Genomic DNA, 17,454 nt, shown 5'->3' on the forward strand with positions numbered 1-17,454 from the left:
GCGCGCGGCGCGCCAGACCCCGCGGCCCAACTCGCGGGGAAGTCCGGGCGTCCGGAGCCTCGCGACGCTGTCGGTAGGGTGTCCGCGGTGGACAGGCCGTACTCCCCCGCGCACCTCGAGACCGTCGAGCGCCTGAGCGAGCCCGAGGTCGACGCGGTCACCTGGACCCTCGAGGCCGCCACCGAGGCCGACGGCGTGCGCCCGCTGTCCGAGCACGTCGAGCTGCACCTGCGCGACGGCGGCGAGCGCCCGGCGCGCCACGTCCTCGCCTGGCACGGCGACACCCTCGCCGGCTACGCCCACCTGGACACCACCGACGCGGTCGCCGGTCCGAGCGCCGAGCTCGTCGTCCACCCCGCCGCCCGGCGCGCGGGCGTCGGGACGGCACTGCTGCGTACGCTGCTCGGCGAGGCCGCGCCGGCCTCCCTGCGCGTGTGGGCGCACGGCTCGCTGCCCGGCGCCGACGCTCTCGCCACCTCGGTCGGCATGGCCCGCGTGCGCGAGCTGCTGCAGATGCGCCGCGCGCTCCCCTACGGCGGCGCCGTGCCGCCGCTGCCGGTCGACGTCGACGTGCGCGCCTTCGACCCGGACCGCGACGCCGAGGAGTGGGTGCGCGTCAACGCCGAGGCGTTCGCCGACCACCCCGAGCAGGGACGCCTCACCCTGCTCGACCTGGGGATCCGGATGCGGGAGCCGTGGTTCGACCCGGCCGGGTTCCTGGTCGCCGAGCGCGACGGCGCCATGGTCGGCTTCGCGTGGACCAAGGTGCACGGCGGGGCCGAGCAGCCCCGCCTGACCCTCGTCGGGGCCGCGCCCGTCGACCACCCCCACCCCCCGCTCGGCGAGCTCTACGTCCTCGGCGTCGCCCCGTCGGCGCGCGTCTCGGGCCTCGGGCGGGCGCTGACGGTGCGCGCGCTGCGGCACCTGGGCGAGCGCGGGCTGCGCCACGCGATGCTCTACGCCGACGCCGACAACGTGCCCGCGGTGCGGCTCTACACCTCCCTGGGGTTCACCCGCCACAGCTCCGACACGATGTGGCAGGGGGCGGCGGCGTGGCAGGCGCCGGGCTCCTGAGACGGGAGCCCGGCCAGGTGCGACGATGACGCCCATGAGCACGGACGCGACGGTCACCGCGGTCGGCAGCGACCCTGCGGGCACGACGGACGACGACCTCCCCGACGACCGCTTCCTCGACCGCGAGCTGTCGTGGCTGAGCTTCAACCAGCGCGTGCTGGAGCTGTCCGAGGACCCGACGGTGCCGCTGCTGGAGCGGGCCCGCTTCCTCGCCATCTTCGCGAGCAACCTCGACGAGTTCTTCATGGTGCGCGTGGCGGGGCTCAAGCGCCGCATCGCGACCGGCCTCGCCGTCCGAGCGGCGAGCGGGCTCCAGCCGCGCGAGGTGCTCACCTGCGTGGCCGAGAAGACCGCGCAGCTGACCCACCGGCACGCCGACGTCTTCCGCGACGAGATCAAGCCCGGTCTCGAGGAGCTCGGCATCCGGCTCTCGCGGTGGGACGAGCTCGAGCCGGCCGAGCAGGAGCGGCTGCACACGCTGTTCCGCGAGCGGATCTTCCCGGTGCTCACGCCGCTGGCGGTCGACCCGGCCCACCCGTTCCCCTACATCTCCGGCCTGAGCCTCAACCTGGCCGTCATCGTCCGCAACCCCAGCACCGGGCTCGAGCACTTCGCCCGCATCAAGGTGCCGCCGCTGCTCCCCCGCTTCACCAAGGCCTCCGACCAGCGCTTCGTGCCGCTCGAGGACGTCATCGCGGCCCACCTGCACCTGCTCTTCCCGGGCATGCAGGTGCTGCAGCACCACACGTTCCGGGTCACGCGCAACGAGGACCTCGAGGTCGACGAGGACGAGGCCGAGAACCTCCTGCAGGCGCTGGAGCGCGAGCTCATGCGCCGCCGCTTCGGGCCGCCCGTGCGCCTCGAGGTCGAGGAGGCCATCGACCCGCACCTGCTCGACCTGCTCAAGGGCGAGCTGGGCGTCGACGACGACGACGTCTACAGCCTGCCGTTCCCCCTCGACCTGACCGGCCTGCACGCCATCGCCGACATCGACCGGCCCGAGCTGAAGTTCGCGCCGTTCGTGCCGGGCACCCACCGCGACCTCGTCGACGTCGAGGCGCGCGAGGCCAGCATCTTCGCCACCCTGCGCCGCGGCGACATCCTCGTGCAGCACCCCTACGACTCGTTCGCCACCAGCGTGCAGGCCTTCATCGAGCAGGCCGCCGCCGACCGCAACGTGCTCGCCATCAAGCAGACGCTCTACCGCACCAGCGGCGACTCACCGATCGTCGACGCGCTCATCGACGCGGCCGAGGCGGGCAAGCAGGTCCTGGTGCTCGTCGAGATCAAGGCCCGCTTCGACGAGCAGGCCAACATCAAGTGGGCGCGCAAGCTCGAGCAGGCCGGCTGCCACGTCGTCTACGGCCTCGTCGGGCTGAAGACCCACTGCAAGGCGGCGCTGGTCATCCGCCAGGAGGGTGACCGCCTGCGCCGCTACGCGCACGTCGGCACGGGCAACTACAACCCCAAGACCGCCCGCCTCTACGAGGACTTCGGCCTGCTGACGGCGTCGAACGAGGTCGGAGAAGACCTCACGAACCTCTTCAACACCCTCTCCGGCTTCTCCTTCGGCGTCGGCTACAAGCGCCTGCTGGTGGCGCCCGAGGACGTGCGCGACGGCATCATCGAGCGCATCGAGCAGCAGGTCGAGCTCGCCCGCAGCGGCCGGCCGGCGCGGGTGCGCATCAAGGTCAACTCGCTGGTCGACGAGGCCACCATCGACGCGCTCTACCGCGCCAGCTCGGCCGGCGTCTCGGTCGACCTCTGGACCCGCGGCATCTGCGCCGTCCGGCCAGGAGTGCCTGGCCTGTCGGAGAACGTGCGCGTCCGCAGCATCCTCGGCCGCTTCCTCGAGCACTCGCGGGTGTTCGAGTTCGGCGTGGGCGAGGAGTCCGAGGTGTGGATCGGCAGCGCCGACATGATGCACCGCAACCTCGACCGTCGTGTCGAGGCGCTGGTGCGCCTGACCTCCCCCGAGCACGTGAGCGAGCTGCGGGGCTTCCTCGACCTCGGCTTCGACGAGGCGACGGCGTCGTGGCACCTCCAGGGCGACGGCGAGTGGGTGCGGCACCACGTCGACGAGAACGGCACCCCGCTGCGCGACCTGCAGGAGTACCTCATCGGGGTCAAGCAGCGACGAGCGAGGAGCGCGCGTGTCTGAGCAGCAGCCCGACGAGCACTCGGCCGGCACGGAGGACCCGCAGCCGCCGAGCGGTGCGGTCTCCACCTACCGCGAGGTCGAGCGCAAGTTCCGCGTCCACGGCCTGTTCCGGGTGCCCGACCTCGCCGGCGCCGGCCCGGTGGCGACGACGCAGGAGCGCGAGGTTCTGCAGCTGGCGGCGAGCTACCACGACACCAGCGACCTGCGCCTCGCCCGCGAAGGGGTCACGCTGCGCCGCCGCGAGGGCGGGCACGACGCCGGCTGGCACCTCAAGCTGCCGGTCGGCGAGCTCGGCTCGGGCGCACGTGACGAGCTGCGCCTGCCGCTCGAGGCGGGCGCGGTCGGCTCGGTCCCCACCGAGCTGCGCGAGCTCGTCACCGCCTACACCCGCGGCGCCGAGCTCCGGGTCGTCGCCACCCTGCGCACCGAGCGCACCCCGCTGGCGCTGCTCGACGCCGAGGGCGCCGAGCTCGCCGAGCTCACCGACGACACCGTCTCGGTCGTCGACGGCGAGCGCGTGCTGGTGCGCTTCCGCGAGCTCGAGCTCGAGGAGCACGCCGAGCTGGAGCCGGGCGCCCTCGACGAGGTGGTGGCCCGGCTCGGGCGCGCCGGCGCCGTGCCCGGCGAGTTCGTCTCCAAGGCGGTGCGCGCCCTGGGCCCCCTGGCGACCGCGCCCTCCGACGTCCCCGAGCCGCCCGAGGTCTCGCCGAAGTCGCCGGCGGAGGTGCTCGTACGCCGTCACCTCGCCACGCACGTACGCGCCCTGCGGGTCGCCGACCTCGGCGTGCGCCGGGGCGAGGACGACGCCGTGCACCAGATGCGGGTCTCCGCCCGACGGCTGCGCAGCGGGCTCCGGGTGTTCCGGCCGCTGCTCGACCGCGAGTGGGCCGACGCCCTGCGCGCCGAACTCGGCTGGATGGCCGAGGAGCTGGGCGCCGCCCGCGACCTCGAGGTGCTGCGCGAGCGGCTCGAGGCCGCGACCAGCTGGCTCCCCGACTCCGTCGAGCCCCTCGCGGCGCGCACGCTGGTCGACACCACGCTCACCGAGCGGTTCGACCGGGCGCGCGAGGAGGCGCTCGAGGCGCTGCGCTCCGAGCGCTACACCGCGCTGCTCGACGCGCTGGTCGCCGCCGCCGCCGAGCCGAAGCTCACGGAGGCGGCCGCCGAGCCGTGCGCGAGCGCCCTCCCACCCCTGGTCTCGGCGGCGTGGAAGCGGCTGGCCAAGGACGCGAAGCACCTCCACCTCGAGGGCCACGACGACGACTGGCACGAGACCCGCAAGGCCGCCAAGCAGGTGCGCTACGCCTGCGACGCGGTCGCGCCGGCGCTCGGCCGTCCGGCGAAGGCCCTGGCCAAGCAGGTGACCCGGGTGACCGAGCTGCTGGGCGAGCACCAGGACGCCGCCATCGCGGCCGACGTGCTCGTCGAGCTGGCGGCCGGTCCGCACGTCAGCGGCCGCGCCGGGTTCGCGCTCGGGCTGATGCACCGCGACCAGCGCGACGCGGTGCACCTCGCCCGGGTCGAGTTCGGCCACGTCTGGCGCGGGGTGTCGGCGTCGCGCCACCGGGCGTGGCTGCGCCGGTGAGCCCCCGGTCGAGCACGAGCGTGCAGGCGGCAGGGACCGTCGTGCACCGGCCGGGCCCCGAGGGCCCGGAGGTGCTGCTCGTGCACCGGCCGCGCTACGACGACTGGTCGTTCCCCAAGGGCAAGCTCGACGGCGACGAGCACGTGGTGCTCGCCGCGGTCCGCGAGACGCGCGAGGAGTCGGGGCTCGGCGTGCGGCTCGAGCGGCCTCTGCGTACCCAGCGCTACACCGTCTCGGGCCGCCCGAAGGAGGTCCGCTACTGGGCGGCGACCGCCACCGGCGGGGAGTTCACCGCCAACGACGAGGTCGACGAGGTGGCCTGGCTCCCCGTGCCGGCCGCGCGCGAACGGCTCACCTGGAGCCGTGACACCACGCTCCTCGACGACGTCGAGCGCGGGCCGCTGCCCACCACCGCCGTGGTGGTGCTGCGCCACTGCCGGGCGGTCCCCCGAGACGACTGGGCCGCCGACGACGACCTCCGCCCGCTCGACGCGCTAGGCGTCGCGAGCGCCGCGGCGCTCGCACCGGTCCTGGCGGCCTACGCGCCCCGACGGATCCTCTGCTCCGACACCGTCCGCACCCTCGAGACCGTGCGTCGCCTCGCCGAGCAGGAGGGCATCGCCGTCGAGGTGACGCCGATGCTGGGCACGAGCGCCATCAGCGCCGCGCCCGCCGCCGCCCAGGCCGCTGCCGACGCCGTGCGCTCGTCGACGGAGCCCGTCCTCCTGTGTACTCACCGGCAGGTGGTCCGTGACGTGCTAGGCGGGCTGATGCGCACGACCGACGAGAAGCCACCGCAGACCACTTTGCAGCCGGGCGAGTTCTTCGTGCTGCACTTCGCGGCCGGCGTCTTCGTCGCGCTCGAGCGGCACAGCGGCGTCTGAGCAGCCCGGGTCCCCCGGACGGGTCGAGCTCGTCGAAGTTCTTGGCGCAAGGGCGGTTCACCTGCTAGCCCTCGGCTGTGCAAGGGGGCGACATGGAGCCCACACGCCATGTTCACCACGCGTTCACCTCTCTCCGAGATTGCCGTCACCTGCGGCTCCTACGGTGACGGCGCAACCTACGAAGACCCCCGAAGAGAGAGATCCCTCGACGTGAAGTTCCAGCACCTCGGCCGCGTGTCGGCGCTCGCCCTCGCCGGCGCCCTGGCCCTGACCGCCTGTGGCTCGGACGACAACAGCGACAGCACGGCCGCCTCGTCGGGCTCCGGCTCCTCGGCTGCGAGCGGCGACTGCCCGAGCGGCACGTTGAACGCTGAGGGCTCGAGCGCTCAGCAGAACGCGATGGGCGCGTGGATCAAGGCGTACCAGTCCCAGTGCTCCGGCACGACGATCAACTACAACCCGACCGGTTCCGGCGCCGGCGTCACCGCCTTCATCGGCGCCCGTGAGCCGCTGGTCGGGTCCGACTCGGCGCTCAAGCCCGACGAGAAGACCCAGGCCGACGCCCGCTGCAAGACCGGCAAGGCCATCGACCTGCCGATGGTCATCGGCCCGATCGCCGTCGCCTACAACGTGAAGGGCGTCGACGACCTCCAGCTCTCCGCCTCGACCGTGGCCAAGATCTTCGCCGGCACGGTCAAGACGTGGGACGACGCGGCGATCAAGGCCGAGAACCCCAGCGCGAAGCTGCCCTCGACGCCGATCCAGACCATCCACCGCTCGGACGCGTCGGGCACCACCGACAACTTCACCAAGTGGCTCGCGGCTGCGGCGCCGTCCGACTGGACCTACGCCAACGACAAGCAGTGGAAGGCCCCCGGCGGCCAGGGCGCCGCCAAGTCGGCCGGTGTGGCTGACGCGGTCGCCAACGGCGACGGGACCATCGGCTACGTCGAGTACTCCTTCGTGCAGTCGGCCAGCCTGAAGGCCGCGAAGATCTCCAACGACGGCAAGAACTTCGTGGAGCTGACCCCGGCCAACGCCTCGACCGCGGTCGAGAGCGCCAAGCCCGCCGACGGCGCGACCGGCAACGACCTCGCGCTCAAGCTCGACTACGCGACCACGGCCGCCAACGCGTACCCGATCGTCCTGGTGACCTACGAGATCACCTGCGAGAAGGGCCTCTCGGCCGGCGACGCGAAGTTCGTCAAGTCGTTCCTCTCCTACACCTCGGGCGACGGCCAGTCGCAGCTCACCCCCGACCTCGGCTACGCGCCGCTGCCGGCGAGCATCCAGGCCAAGGTGAAGACCGCCGTCGCGGCGATCAGCTAGTACGCACCACCGAGGGCGCTCCGTCGGGCTCCGGCTCGACGGGGCGCCGTCGTCTGTACGACACTGCGGCCGACCGGCCCACCCGCACCAGCCCTCGCCGACCCTGGCAGGGCAGCACGACACGGAGGACACGTGGCAGCCGACACACAGGCGCCGGAGGGGCTCCGGACGACGAGCTCGCGCAGCGGCGTACGCCTGGGTGACCGCGTCTTCAGCGGCCTGGCCCTCGGGGCGGGTGTGACGCTGCTCGTGGTCATGGCCGCCATCGCCGTCTTCCTGCTCGTCAAGGCGGTCCCCGGCATCCGCGACGACAGCACCAACTGGCTGACGACGACCCGCTGGGAGCCCGACTCCCTGCCCTCGGTGTGGGGCATCGCCGCGCTGGCCTTCGGCACCGTCCTCAGCAGCGTGATCGCCCTCCTGCTGGCGGTCCCGGTGGCTCTCGGCATCGCGCTGTTCATCTCGCACTACGCGCCGCGCCGGCTCGCGGTGGTCCTCGGCGCCCTCGTCGACCTGCTGGCCGCCGTGCCGAGCGTCGTCTACGGCCTGTGGGGCCTGCGCTGGCTGCAGGGCCAGATGGTGCCGTTCCAGGGCTGGCTCAACCACTGGTTCGGCTGGATCCCGCTGTTCGGCGGCACGGTGACCGGCGCCCGTACGCTGTTCACCGCCGGCGTCGTGCTGGCCATCATGATCCTGCCCATCGTGGCGGCGGTCAGCCGCGAGGTCTTCCTCCAGGCGCCCCGCACGCTCGAGGAGGCGGCACTGGCGCTGGGCGCCACGCGATGGGAGATGATCCGCACCACGGTGCTGCCCTTCGGCCGCCCCGGCGTGATCTCCGCGATCATGCTCGGACTGGGCCGGGCGCTCGGCGAGACCATCGCCATCGCCCTGGTGCTCAGCACCAGCTACGAGCTCAACTGGCACATCCTCGAGCCGGGCGGCACGACCGTCGCCGCCAACATCCCCCTCCAGTTCGCCGAGGCGAGGGACACCGGCCGCAGCGCCCTCATCGCCTCCGGCCTCGTGCTGTTCGTCATCACGATGGCCGTGAACATGGGCGCCCGCGCGATCGTCGCGCGGCGCAAGGACTTCTCCGGAGCCTCGGCATGAGCGCCGTCCTCGACGCCTCGCCCCGCGAGCGCGACCCGCAGCTGCACACCCGCCCCCTCGCCCGCTGGATGCCGTGGGCGGTGGGCGGCGTGGCCGTCGTCCTCGGCCTGCTGGTGGCCACGGTCCTGCACGCGAGCGCCCGCGGCGGCCGGGTGCTGGTCGCCGCTGTGATGGCCGACGCGCTGTTCGGTGTGGGCATCTACGCCTTGTCCTCCGCCCGCGAGGGCAGCCGACGGGCCACCGACCGGCTGGTGACCACCGTGGTCTACAGCTGTTTCGGGCTCGCCGTCCTGCCCCTCGTCGGACTGCTGGCGACCACCGTCAAGCGCGGCTACAGCCGCATGACGCCCGACTTCTTCACCCACTCCATGCGCGGCGTCGGGCCGCGCGACGACGCCGGCGGCATCTACCACGCCATCGTCGGCACCGTCGAGCAGGTCGGCATCGCCAGCCTGATCGCCGTGCCGCTCGGCCTGCTCGTCGCCGTCTACCTGGTGGAGTACGGCCGTGGCGCGCTAGCCAAGGCGGTCACCTTCTTCGTCGACGTCATGACGGGCATCCCCTCGATCGTGGCCGGCCTGTTCGTCTTCACGCTGTTCATCGTGATCCTGCCGTTCCACTACAACGGGTTCTGGGGCGCGCTGTCCCTCTCGATCCTCATGGTGCCCACCGTCGTGCGCAGCTCGGAGGAGATGCTGCGGCTGGTGCCGAACGAGCTGCGGGAGGCGTCGTTCGCCCTGGGCGTCCCGCGCTGGAAGACCATCCTGTCGATCGTCTTCCCGACGGCGATCGCCGGCATCATCACCGGCATCATGCTCGCGGTGGCGCGCATCATCGGCGAGACGGCCCCCCTGGTGCTGACGACGTTCTTCACGGACTCGATCAACATGAACCCGTTCAGCGGCCCGCAGGTCTCGCTGCCGCTCTACGTCTTCAACCAGGCGACCTCCTCGGGGCCCTACACCCAGCAGCGGGCGTGGGCCGCGGCCCTGACGCTCATCCTCATCGTGCTCGTGCTCAACCTCGTGGCTCGGCTCGTCGCCTGGTGGCGCGCGCCCAAGGCCCGCTGAAACAGGAGACAATCCCACCATGGCCAAGCGCATCGACGTCAGCGGTCTGAACGTCTACTACGGCTCCTTCCGCGCCGTCGAGGACGTCAACATCACCATCGAGCCCCGCTCCGTCACGGCCTTCATCGGGCCCTCGGGCTGCGGCAAGTCGACCTTCCTGCGCACGCTCAACCGCATGCACGAGGTCATCCCCGGCGCCCACGTCGAGGGCAAGGTCATGATCGACGACGAGGACCTCTACGCCCCCGGCGTCGACCCCGTCGCGGTCCGGCGCATGGTCGGCATGGTGTTCCAGCGCCCGAACCCGTTCCCGACGATGTCGATCTACGACAACGTCGCGGCTGGGCTGCGCCTCAACGGGGTCAAGAAGCGCTCCGTGCTGGACGACGTGGTCGAGAAGTCGCTGCAGGGCGCCAACCTGTGGAACGAGGTCAAGGACCGGCTGGGGCGCCCCGGCGCGGGGCTGTCCGGCGGCCAGCAGCAGCGGCTGTGCATCGCCCGGGCCATCGCCGTCGAGCCCGAGATCCTGCTCATGGACGAGCCCTGCTCCGCCCTGGACCCGATCTCCACGCTGGCGATCGAGGACCTGATCTCGACGATCAAGGAGCAGTACACCATCGTGATCGTCACCCACAACATGCAGCAGGCCGCCCGCGTGAGCGAGACCACGGCCTTCTTCAACATCGCGGGGGCAGGCAAGCCGGGCCACCTGATCGAGGTCGGCCCGACCGCCAAGATGTTCTCGAACCCGTCGGTGCGGGCCACCGAGGACTACATCTCGGGCCGCTTCGGCTGACCGGCGGCACTGCTGACGGGCGCTGCGCCTGCGGACGGGCGCAGCGGCTAGTGCTCGACGAGCCCGAGGACCTCGTCGAGCTCGTCCGGGCTGAGCGGGTGGTCGCTCGAGGCGGCCGCCACCATGACCTCGCCGAACAGCTCGATCTCGGCCAGGGCCGCCGGGTCCTGGAGCCGGAGGTCGGGCTTGACGATCACGCTCGGCCGCCTCCTCTTCGCCTCGTCACGCTCCGCGGCAGCCCGGTCGCCGCCGACTGCCAGGCTATCGGCGTCGGACTCCTGGCGGACACGGATCGCGTTCATCACTCACCCTATGGTGAACGATCCACCCGTCCGGCGTCCGCCGAATCGATGCTTCCGTCAGCAACCAGCCGCCGTCGCGCTCAGGACCGGTACGGTGGGCGCGTGGTTCCCGTCCGGCACACCTGCACCGTCGTGCACACCGGCAGCTTCGCCTCCGCCCGGTGCACCTGCGGGTGGCGCGGCTCGGCCCGCCGCAGCATCGGGCGGGCCCGTGCCGACGGCGCGGCGCACGAGGAGACGGCCGCAGCGGCGGCCGCAGCGTCCGCTCTGCCGGCCCAGCGGACGCGCGACGACGCACCGGCGGACCTCGCCGCGCGCTGAGTCACCCCAGCGCCGCCGAGACCCCTGGGCGCGGCGTTCAGGCCCAGATGGCGGCGAGGACGCCGTCCTCGAGCTCCTCGGGCGGGTCCGGCAGCGAGCGCGCCGCCCCGGTCGCCACCCGCGCCGCGCTCCAGGCCGCGACCGCCGCGTCGAGCACGTCGTCGGGCCCGGCGCGCTCCCCCGCCTCGCCGAGGTCGCCCGCCAGCTCGATGCCGGCGGCGCGCAGCGCGGCCCGGCGCTCCTCGGAGCCGGCCCAGGTGCGCTTGGGGTGGCGCGCCGGGGCGCCGGTCAGCACCGCGTACGACAGCTCCGGGTGCACCTCGACGACCCGCGGCCCGGCGGTGCGGTCGCGCAGCCAGGCGTCGACCTCGAGGACCTTGGTGCGCAGCGCGTACGCCTGTGCCGAGACCCCCTCGCCACCGGCCGCGCGGCTCCGGGCGTTGGCCTCTGCGTGGGTGGGCGCCTCGAGCGCCGCGCGCGACGGTGTGCGGAAGACGGAGGAGCGGCGGGCGCCCAGCTCGCGCGCGGCGAGCAGGTCGGCCTGGCGCGGCCCTCCCGCGGACAGGCCGACCGGGATGTCGATGCCGACGACGGTCAGTGCCGCCGCCGCCGCGCCGGCTCGCGCGACGAGCTCCGCGGCCCGCGGTGCGAACAGCGCGACCGACGGACGGCCCAGGGCGAGCAGGACGCCGACCCAGCCGCCGCGGCAGGCGTCGACGCCCAGCACCGGCGGCGGGCCGCCCGCGGCCACGTCGTCGACTGCGCTACTTCTTCGCCGACGCCGACTTGGCGGGCCGGGCGCTGACCGCCCACACGTGCGACATGTGCACCCGTGCCTCGCCCTTGGCCACGGGGTGCGAGACGACCCCGCCCTCGCGCATCTGCTGGGCGATGACGTCGAGCAGCTCGGGCAGCGGGGTCTCGGCGGGATAGCTCAGCTCGAGGGGCTCGCCCGGGCCGTGCAGGACGATCGTGTGCGTGGATGCCATGCCCAGAACGCTAGCCCACCGGGTCAGCGGCGGGACCCGCGAGAGACCGAGGTGCTGAACTGGTAGTACTCCGGCCGGTAGAGCGTGGTGCCGAGCTCGAAGGCCACGTCGTCCTGGTCGGAGGTGGTCTGGCTGATGACGAGGACCGGCGCGCCGCTGCGCAGGCCCAGCAGCTTGGCGTTCGGCGCCTCTGCCGCCGCGGCGGAGACGGTGAGCTCCGACCGGCTCGGCTGCACGTCGAACTCGCTGGCCAGCAGCTCGTAGAGCGAGGCGTCGGTGAGGTCGGCGCCGCGCAGCGAGCGGAAGCGGCGCAGCGGCAGGTGGCTCGTGGTCAGAGCCACGGGCGCGCCGTCGACGACCCGCAGGCGGGTGACCGCCAGCAGCTGCGTGCCGGAGCGCAGGCCCAGCGACTTCGCCTGGGCGGGTGTGGCCGCCTCGGTCTCGGTCGAGATGTGCCGGGTCTGCAGGCTGTGCCCCTCGGCGAGCACCGTCTCGGTGAAGCTGCGGAGCGCCGAGGGCACCTCGCTCAGGGCTGCGGAGGTGACGAACCAGCCACGGCCGTGGGAGGGGGTGAGCACGCCCTCGTTGACGAGCTCCTGCAGCGAGCGGCGGATGGTCACGCGGCTCACGCCGAGCTCGGTCGCCAGCACGCGCTCCGGCATGAGGCGGGAGCCCTCGTGGAGGTGGCCCTGCGCGATCTGGTCGGCGAGGTAGTTGCGCACCTGCACGTAGGCCGGGTCCGGCCCGCGGCTGAGGTCAGGGCGGTCGAAGGACGTCGAGGTCACGCACCGAGCCTAGTCCCAGAGGGACGCTCCTCGTTGCTCATCCAACGAGAATCGTCCCAGTGGTGCCGTGTGGGCCCCGCTCGGCGGCCACTCGGCCGCGCGTGGGCGAGAATGCGTGCATGAACGGTCTGCGCGTCGTCCTCGGCGTCATCGAGATCTGCGTCGGCGTCGCGCTCGGGCTCGGCGTCTGGCGCGGGCGCGACAACGCGCCGGAGGCGATCCGCACGGGCGCACGGCGCGACTGGCGGCTCACGATCGCCATCGCCCTCGTGGTCGTGGGACTCGTGCAGGTCGTCCAGTCGCTGGTCTCCTGAGCCCGGCACCGTCCTCGCAGCACCACACGACACCTCTCACCGCCCCACCGGGAGCAGCACGGCAGCCGGCAGCCACTCCTCGACGAGGTGCACCCGGTCGCCCTCGGCGACGGCGTAGACGACGCGGCCCTGCCAGCCCTGCGGGCCGCGGCGCCACTCGGCCAGGAGGCCCGGCCAGGTGCCGGGGTGGCCGGGCGGATCGCTCACCCAGCAGTGCCGTGCACCGGGAGGCTGCGCAGCAGCCGCGGCCCGGGCGGGCTCCGGACGCGGCAGCCCGCCCGTCCAGCCCCTGCGGTGCATGCCCCCGGCCACGCCACCAGGATGGCAGACGGTCGAACACGTGTTCGACCGGATCCGGCCTTGCTACATCCGCCGGCGCACCCAGGCCTGGGCACCGAGCGACACCGCTCCGTGGAGCGCCGCCAGCGCGGTGAACGGCCCCGCGTGGCCGTGGGCGAGCTCGAGGACCGCCCCGACGGCGAGCACCGGCGCCAGCGCGGCGGCCGCCGCGGAGGACGCCGTCGCCTGCACGCGCCGGTCGCGCTCGTCGGCGGCCGGCAGGAGCAGGTCGTGCACGACGTCGCGGTCGGGGACCAGGCGCGCCAGCGCTGCCCACCCGGCGAAGCCCACCGCTGCGACGACCGCGGCGGGGCGGTTGCCGCCGGCGAGCGCGGCGACAGTGACCGCGGTGCCCAGCGCGAGCAGGAGCAGCGGCCACCAGCGCGCGGCCCGTGGCTCGCAGTCGACCGCACCGTCACCCGCGGGTTGCTGGGACGTCGGCGTCATCGTGGAAGACCTCCTCGACCGGGGTGCGGAAGAGCCGCCCGATGCGCAGCGCGAGCGGCAGGCTCGGGTCGTAGCGACCGTTCTCGATCGCGTTGACCGTCTGGCGGGAGACCCCGAGCTGCGCCGCCAGGGCTCCCTGGCTGAGGCCTGCGCGCGTGCGCAGCTCGGCGACCTCGTTGCGCACCTCGCCACGATGCGCCGCGACAGGACCACCTGTCAAGCGTCCTTGACAGCCCGACCGTGCCCGGACACACCGCAGCGGCGCCCCCCGAGGAGGGGAGCGCCGCTGCGGGTCGTACGTGCCGGCTGGCCTAGAAGTGGAACGGCCAGGAGGCGTTGACCCAGGTGGTGGCCTGGCCCGCCGTCAGCGTGACGGTGGAGGCGCCGGCCTGGTCGGCGGAGCCGTTCGGCGTGCCGTTGAACCACTGCGGCGCGTAGCCGCTGGCGGGGTTCACGAACTCGACCTGGTAGTCGCCGGGCGCCACCCCGTCGAACTCGTAGCTGCCGTTGCTGCCCGTCGTGGCCGCAGGGACCGCGTCGGTGGTGCTGCCCACCGGCACGAGGTGGACCGCGACGCCTGTCGCCGGGAAGCTGAAGCTGTTGCCCCCGAACGAGATCGACAGGTTCGTCGAGCCGGCGAGGACCGCGGTGGTCGACGTCGGCGCCTGGCCCAGCACCGTGAGGTGCAGCTGCTGGGTGGCAGCGGGCAGGCCGTTCGACGCGGACAGCGTCACCGCGTACCCGCCCTGGGTGCCGGCCTCCGGAGTGCCGGACAGGGTGGCGGTGCCGTCACCGTTGTCCTTGAAGGTCACGCCGGTCGGGAGTGCGCCCGACTCGGTGATCGCCGCGGTCGGGAACCCGGTCGTCGTCACCGTGACGGTGCCCGCCGAGCCGGCCACGAACGTCGCGTTCGCCGAGGAGGTGATGGCCGTACGCGTGCCGACGCTCAGCACGAACTGCTGCGTCTGCGTCGGCGAGACGCCGTTGGAGGCCGTGATGGTGACCGGGAAGCTGCCCGTCGTCGCGGGCGCCGTGCCGGCGATCGTCGCCGTCCCGTCGCCGTTGTCGGTGAAGGTGATGCCCGCGGGCAGCGCACCCGACTCGGTCAGCGTGGCCTGAGGCACCGCGTTGGTGGTCACCGTGAAGGTGCCCGCCGCGCCGGCCTCGAAGACGGCCGAGGGGTTGGACGTGATCTGCAGCGGGGCCACGTTGACGGTGAAGTCGGTGGACACCTTGGTGCCGCGGTACTTCAGCGTCGCCGTGACGGTGGCGATGCCGCTGCCGACCGTGCGCAGCGTGCTGCCCTGGACGGCCACGACGCTGCTGCGGTTGGAGGAGAAGGACACGGTCGCCCCGGCGGGGAGCGGCGTGCTCTTGCCCTTGGTGATGTAGCCGTAGAGGCTCTGGTCGTCCATCGAGACCGTGAGCTGCGGGTCGATGGTCGTGCCGACCGCGACCTGCACGCGCTGCGCGACCTGCTTGGCCGCGTCACCCGCCTGCACCGGCTTGGCCGTCAGGACAGCCGGCTCGGCAGCGATGGTGCCGCTGACCGACAGGGTGCCCTTGAGCTTGACGTCGGTGGAGGACGCCGCGACCTGGAGGCCGTAGCGGCCCGGGTCGACGACGTACTTGTTGGAGGCCTCGTCCCAGAAGGCCAGCTTGCTGGCCGGCACGCGGAACTCGACGGTCTTGCTGTGGTTGGCGCGGATGTCGACCTTGTCGGAGGCCAGCAGGCGCTTGACCGGACGTTGCTTCGAGGCGGGCTCGAACGGCGTGGTCGCGTAGAGCTGCGCCACCTCGGCGCCGTCGACGTCACCGGTGTTCTTCACCCGGGCCCGCACGACGATGTCCTGGTTCGGGTCGACCGCGTCGCGCTGGATGCGCAGGCGCTCGTAGGAGAACGAGGTGTAGCTGCCGCCGTAGCCGAAGGGGTAGGTCGGCTTGCCGGTGAAGTACTGGTACGTGCGGCCCTGCGTGGTGGCGGTGGGCCGGATCGTGTAGTCGCTGATGGGCGGCAGCTGGCTGTCGTTGGCGTACCACGTGAAGGGCAGGTGGCCGCTCGGGTTGACCTTGCCGAAGAGGACATCGGCGAGGGCGTTGCCCTGCTCCTGACCGTTGTAGGAGCTCCACACCAGCGCGTTGGCCTTCGACTGGAACGCCGAGACGTCGACGGCGCCGACGGTCTCGAGGTAGACGACGGTGCGCGGGTTGGCCGCGACGGCCTGGCGGATCATCTCCGACTGGGCGCCGGGCAGCGCGATCGTCTCGCGGTCGTTGTCCTCGGCGGAGGTGCCGTTGTCGGTGCCGGCGACCACGATCACCGCGTCGTAGCCCTTGGCGGCCGCGATCGAGGCCTGGTCCACAGTGGTCAGGCTGGAGGCGGAGGTGCCGCCGGTGACGCCGGGCAGGAAGTCGACGGTGGCGGCGGGGTTGACTGCCTGCACCGCGGCCTTGATGCCCTGGTAGGAGTCGACGTTGTTCGCCGAGCCGGAGGCAGCCTGGATGGCCGAGTAGCCACCGAGGTAGAGCCCGCCGCTCGGGTGGCCGAAGTAGCCCATGACCGCGACCTTGTAGGAGCCCTTCGCGGGCACCTGCAGCGGGAGCAGCGGGTTCTTCTTGACCTTGGAGTTCTTCAGCAGCACCAGGCTCTCGTCGGCCGAGGCGCGGGCCTGGGCCAGACGCTCCGGGGTCTCGGTGATCGCCTTGTTGGCGTCGCTGCTGACCCAGGTGGTGCCACCGAGGCGCGTGCGGGCGGCCTGCACCCACGGCACGAGGTTCTCGGCGTCGAACTCGCCGGTCTCGATGCGCGCGGTGAACAGGCGCACGGCGGAGACGTCGACGTCACCCTCGTTGTAGATGTCGGTCTGCGTCTGGATGTGCTGCGCGACCGCGGTGGGGATCGTGTTGCCGTAGCCGTACTGGTCGGAGTAGCCCGCGTTGCAGTCGAGGTCCTCGCCCGCGGAGTTCGCGAAGGCGGTGCGGCCGTACTGGTCGAGCGGGGCGGACGCCTCCGGCGGCTGCCAGTGGTGGTCCTTCTGGATGACCTCGACCGCGTCGCAGTCGCTGGTGAAGTAGCCGTCGAAGCCGAACGTCTGACGCGCCAGGGTGTCCATGAGCTGCACGCTGGCCGCGGCCGGGACGCCGTTGACCTCGTTGTAGGAGCTCATGATCGAGCCGGGGTGCGCCTGCTGGACGATCTGGGCGAACTGCGAGGTGTAGTACTCGCGCAGCGTGCGCTGGTCCATGTTGGCCGTGCCCTGGCGGCGGTCGACCTCGCTGTTGTTCGCGGCGTAGTGCTTCAGCGTCGCGATGGCCTTGTAGTAGCCGTTGGCAGACGGGAGGAGCTTGCCGTCCTGCGTCTGGCCCTGGAGGCCGTCGACGTACTGAGAGGCGAGGTTCGCCGTCAGCGTCGGGTCCTCGCTCCACGACTCGTCGTTGCGCCCCCACCGCGGGTCGCGCGTGAGGTTGACGGTCGGGGCGTAGAAGTCGAGGTTCTGCGTGTTGAAGGGCGCGACGTCGCGCGCCTCGTCGCCGATGAGGCTCGACTCCTTGTAGACCAGGTCAGGGTTCCACGTGCTGCCCAGGGAGAGGTCCGAGGGGTATGACGTGGTATTGGTCAGGGTCGTGGCGTTGCCCGAGGGCGTCAACGTCAGCGCGTTGATGCCGTGGTTCGCCTCGTTCCACCAGCCCCACTCGGCGATCCCCAGCCGGGGGATGGCAGGAGCACGACTGCTGTTCATCTCCGAGGCCTTCTCGGCCAAGGTCATCCGGGAGACCAGGTCCGCGGCCCGCTCGACGGGCGAGTAGCTCCGGTCGAGGTAGATCGGCGTCTCGGACGCCGATGAGGATGGAGCCGCAGCAGCGGTCGCCGCCATTCCGGCGACCGCACTGGTGATCACCACGCCTACCGTGGTGAGGGATGAAGCCCAACGGTGCATCGATGCACTC

General features: G+C 72.6%; 18 protein-coding genes. 10 read left to right on the top strand and 8 right to left on the bottom strand.

Annotated elements, in window-relative coordinates; all coding sequences use genetic code 11:
- Positions 1-87: 87 nt before the first annotated feature.
- From mshD to pstB, 8 genes are all read left to right on the top strand, one after another.
- Positions 88-1,074: a mycothiol synthase gene (mshD, locus tag CLV35_RS02085; RefSeq protein ID WP_231121365.1), complete on the top strand. Its 987-nt coding sequence runs from the start codon at positions 88-90 to the stop codon at positions 1,072-1,074.
- Positions 1,075-1,108: 34 nt separating this feature from the next.
- Complete coding sequence (locus tag CLV35_RS02090; RefSeq protein ID WP_231121367.1) at positions 1,109-3,235, top strand: RNA degradosome polyphosphate kinase; 2,127 nt, start codon at positions 1,109-1,111, stop codon at positions 3,233-3,235.
- A complete protein-coding gene (locus tag CLV35_RS02095; RefSeq protein ID WP_121191758.1) occupies positions 3,228-4,820 on the top strand; it encodes a CYTH and CHAD domain-containing protein in 1,593 nt (530 codons plus the stop codon). Before CLV35_RS02090 ends, CLV35_RS02095 begins: the two co-directional genes overlap by 8 nt.
- Positions 4,817-5,704 (top strand): NUDIX hydrolase, encoded by an 888-nt coding sequence (locus CLV35_RS19620; RefSeq protein WP_183061616.1) that lies wholly within the window; start codon positions 4,817-4,819, stop codon positions 5,702-5,704. Before CLV35_RS02095 ends, CLV35_RS19620 begins: the two co-directional genes overlap by 4 nt.
- A gap of 210 nt (positions 5,705-5,914) precedes the next feature.
- On the top strand, positions 5,915-7,033 hold the full coding sequence (gene pstS / locus CLV35_RS02105; protein ID WP_121191759.1) for a phosphate ABC transporter substrate-binding protein PstS: 1,119 nt from the start codon (positions 5,915-5,917) through the stop codon (positions 7,031-7,033).
- A gap of 132 nt (positions 7,034-7,165) precedes the next feature.
- Entirely contained in the window at positions 7,166-8,143 is a 978-nt protein-coding gene (pstC, locus tag CLV35_RS02110; protein WP_121191760.1) for a phosphate ABC transporter permease subunit PstC, read from the top strand.
- Entirely contained in the window at positions 8,140-9,213 is a 1,074-nt protein-coding gene (gene pstA, locus CLV35_RS02115) for a phosphate ABC transporter permease PstA (RefSeq protein ID WP_121191761.1), read from the top strand. The genes pstC and pstA overlap by 4 nt, the downstream gene beginning before the upstream one ends.
- 19 nt (positions 9,214-9,232) lie before the next feature.
- On the top strand, positions 9,233-10,009 hold the full coding sequence (pstB, locus tag CLV35_RS02120; protein ID WP_121191762.1) for a phosphate ABC transporter ATP-binding protein PstB: 777 nt from the start codon (positions 9,233-9,235) through the stop codon (positions 10,007-10,009).
- A 47-nt stretch (positions 10,010-10,056) separates the two neighbouring features.
- Here pstB and CLV35_RS19850 read toward each other — a convergent pair whose 3' ends face one another.
- A complete protein-coding gene (locus CLV35_RS19850; protein WP_231121369.1) occupies positions 10,057-10,206 on the bottom strand; it encodes a hypothetical protein in 150 nt (49 codons plus the stop codon).
- A gap of 207 nt (positions 10,207-10,413) precedes the next feature.
- Here CLV35_RS19850 and CLV35_RS02125 point away from each other — a divergent pair, with 207 nt between their 5' ends.
- Complete coding sequence (locus CLV35_RS02125; RefSeq protein WP_121191763.1) at positions 10,414-10,632, top strand: hypothetical protein; 219 nt, start codon at positions 10,414-10,416, stop codon at positions 10,630-10,632.
- 37 nt (positions 10,633-10,669) lie between these two features.
- Here the strand turns inward: CLV35_RS02125 and CLV35_RS02130 are convergent, their stop codons facing one another.
- The 3 genes from CLV35_RS02130 to CLV35_RS02140 are packed head-to-tail and all read right to left on the bottom strand — an operon-like array spanning position 10,670 to position 12,406.
- Positions 10,670-11,383, bottom strand: coding sequence for a DUF429 domain-containing protein (locus CLV35_RS02130; RefSeq protein WP_121191764.1), 714 nt, complete (start codon positions 11,381-11,383; stop codon positions 10,670-10,672).
- Between the two features lie 13 nt (positions 11,384-11,396).
- Positions 11,397-11,621, bottom strand: a complete 225-nt coding sequence (locus CLV35_RS02135; RefSeq protein ID WP_121191765.1) for a hypothetical protein — start codon at positions 11,619-11,621, stop codon at positions 11,397-11,399.
- A gap of 23 nt (positions 11,622-11,644) precedes the next feature.
- Positions 11,645-12,406, bottom strand: coding sequence for a GntR family transcriptional regulator (locus tag CLV35_RS02140; RefSeq protein WP_121191766.1), 762 nt, complete (start codon positions 12,404-12,406; stop codon positions 11,645-11,647).
- Positions 12,407-12,525: 119 nt separating this feature from the next.
- Between CLV35_RS02140 and CLV35_RS02145 the strand changes: the two genes are divergently transcribed.
- Positions 12,526-12,720: a hypothetical protein gene (locus tag CLV35_RS02145; RefSeq protein WP_121191767.1), complete on the top strand. Its 195-nt coding sequence runs from the start codon at positions 12,526-12,528 to the stop codon at positions 12,718-12,720.
- A 36-nt stretch (positions 12,721-12,756) separates the two neighbouring features.
- Here the strand turns inward: CLV35_RS02145 and CLV35_RS20315 are convergent, their stop codons facing one another.
- From CLV35_RS20315 to CLV35_RS02165, 4 genes are all read right to left on the bottom strand, one after another.
- Positions 12,757-12,927: a hypothetical protein gene (locus CLV35_RS20315; protein ID WP_231121370.1), complete on the bottom strand. Its 171-nt coding sequence runs from the start codon at positions 12,925-12,927 to the stop codon at positions 12,757-12,759.
- 156 nt (positions 12,928-13,083) lie between these two features.
- Positions 13,084-13,506, bottom strand: coding sequence for a hypothetical protein (locus CLV35_RS02155; protein WP_121191769.1), 423 nt, complete (start codon positions 13,504-13,506; stop codon positions 13,084-13,086).
- Entirely contained in the window at positions 13,475-13,690 is a 216-nt protein-coding gene (locus tag CLV35_RS02160; RefSeq protein WP_121191770.1) for a helix-turn-helix transcriptional regulator, read from the bottom strand. Before CLV35_RS02160 ends, CLV35_RS02155 begins: the two co-directional genes overlap by 32 nt.
- Positions 13,691-13,817: 127 nt before the next feature.
- Positions 13,818-17,405, bottom strand: a complete 3,588-nt coding sequence (locus tag CLV35_RS02165; protein ID WP_231121372.1) for a glycoside hydrolase family 3 C-terminal domain-containing protein — start codon at positions 17,403-17,405, stop codon at positions 13,818-13,820.
- Positions 17,406-17,454 lie beyond the last annotated feature (49 nt).

Source organism: Motilibacter peucedani, from assembly GCF_003634695.1.
Classification (GTDB): Bacteria; Actinomycetota; Actinomycetes; order Motilibacterales; family Motilibacteraceae; genus Motilibacter; species Motilibacter peucedani.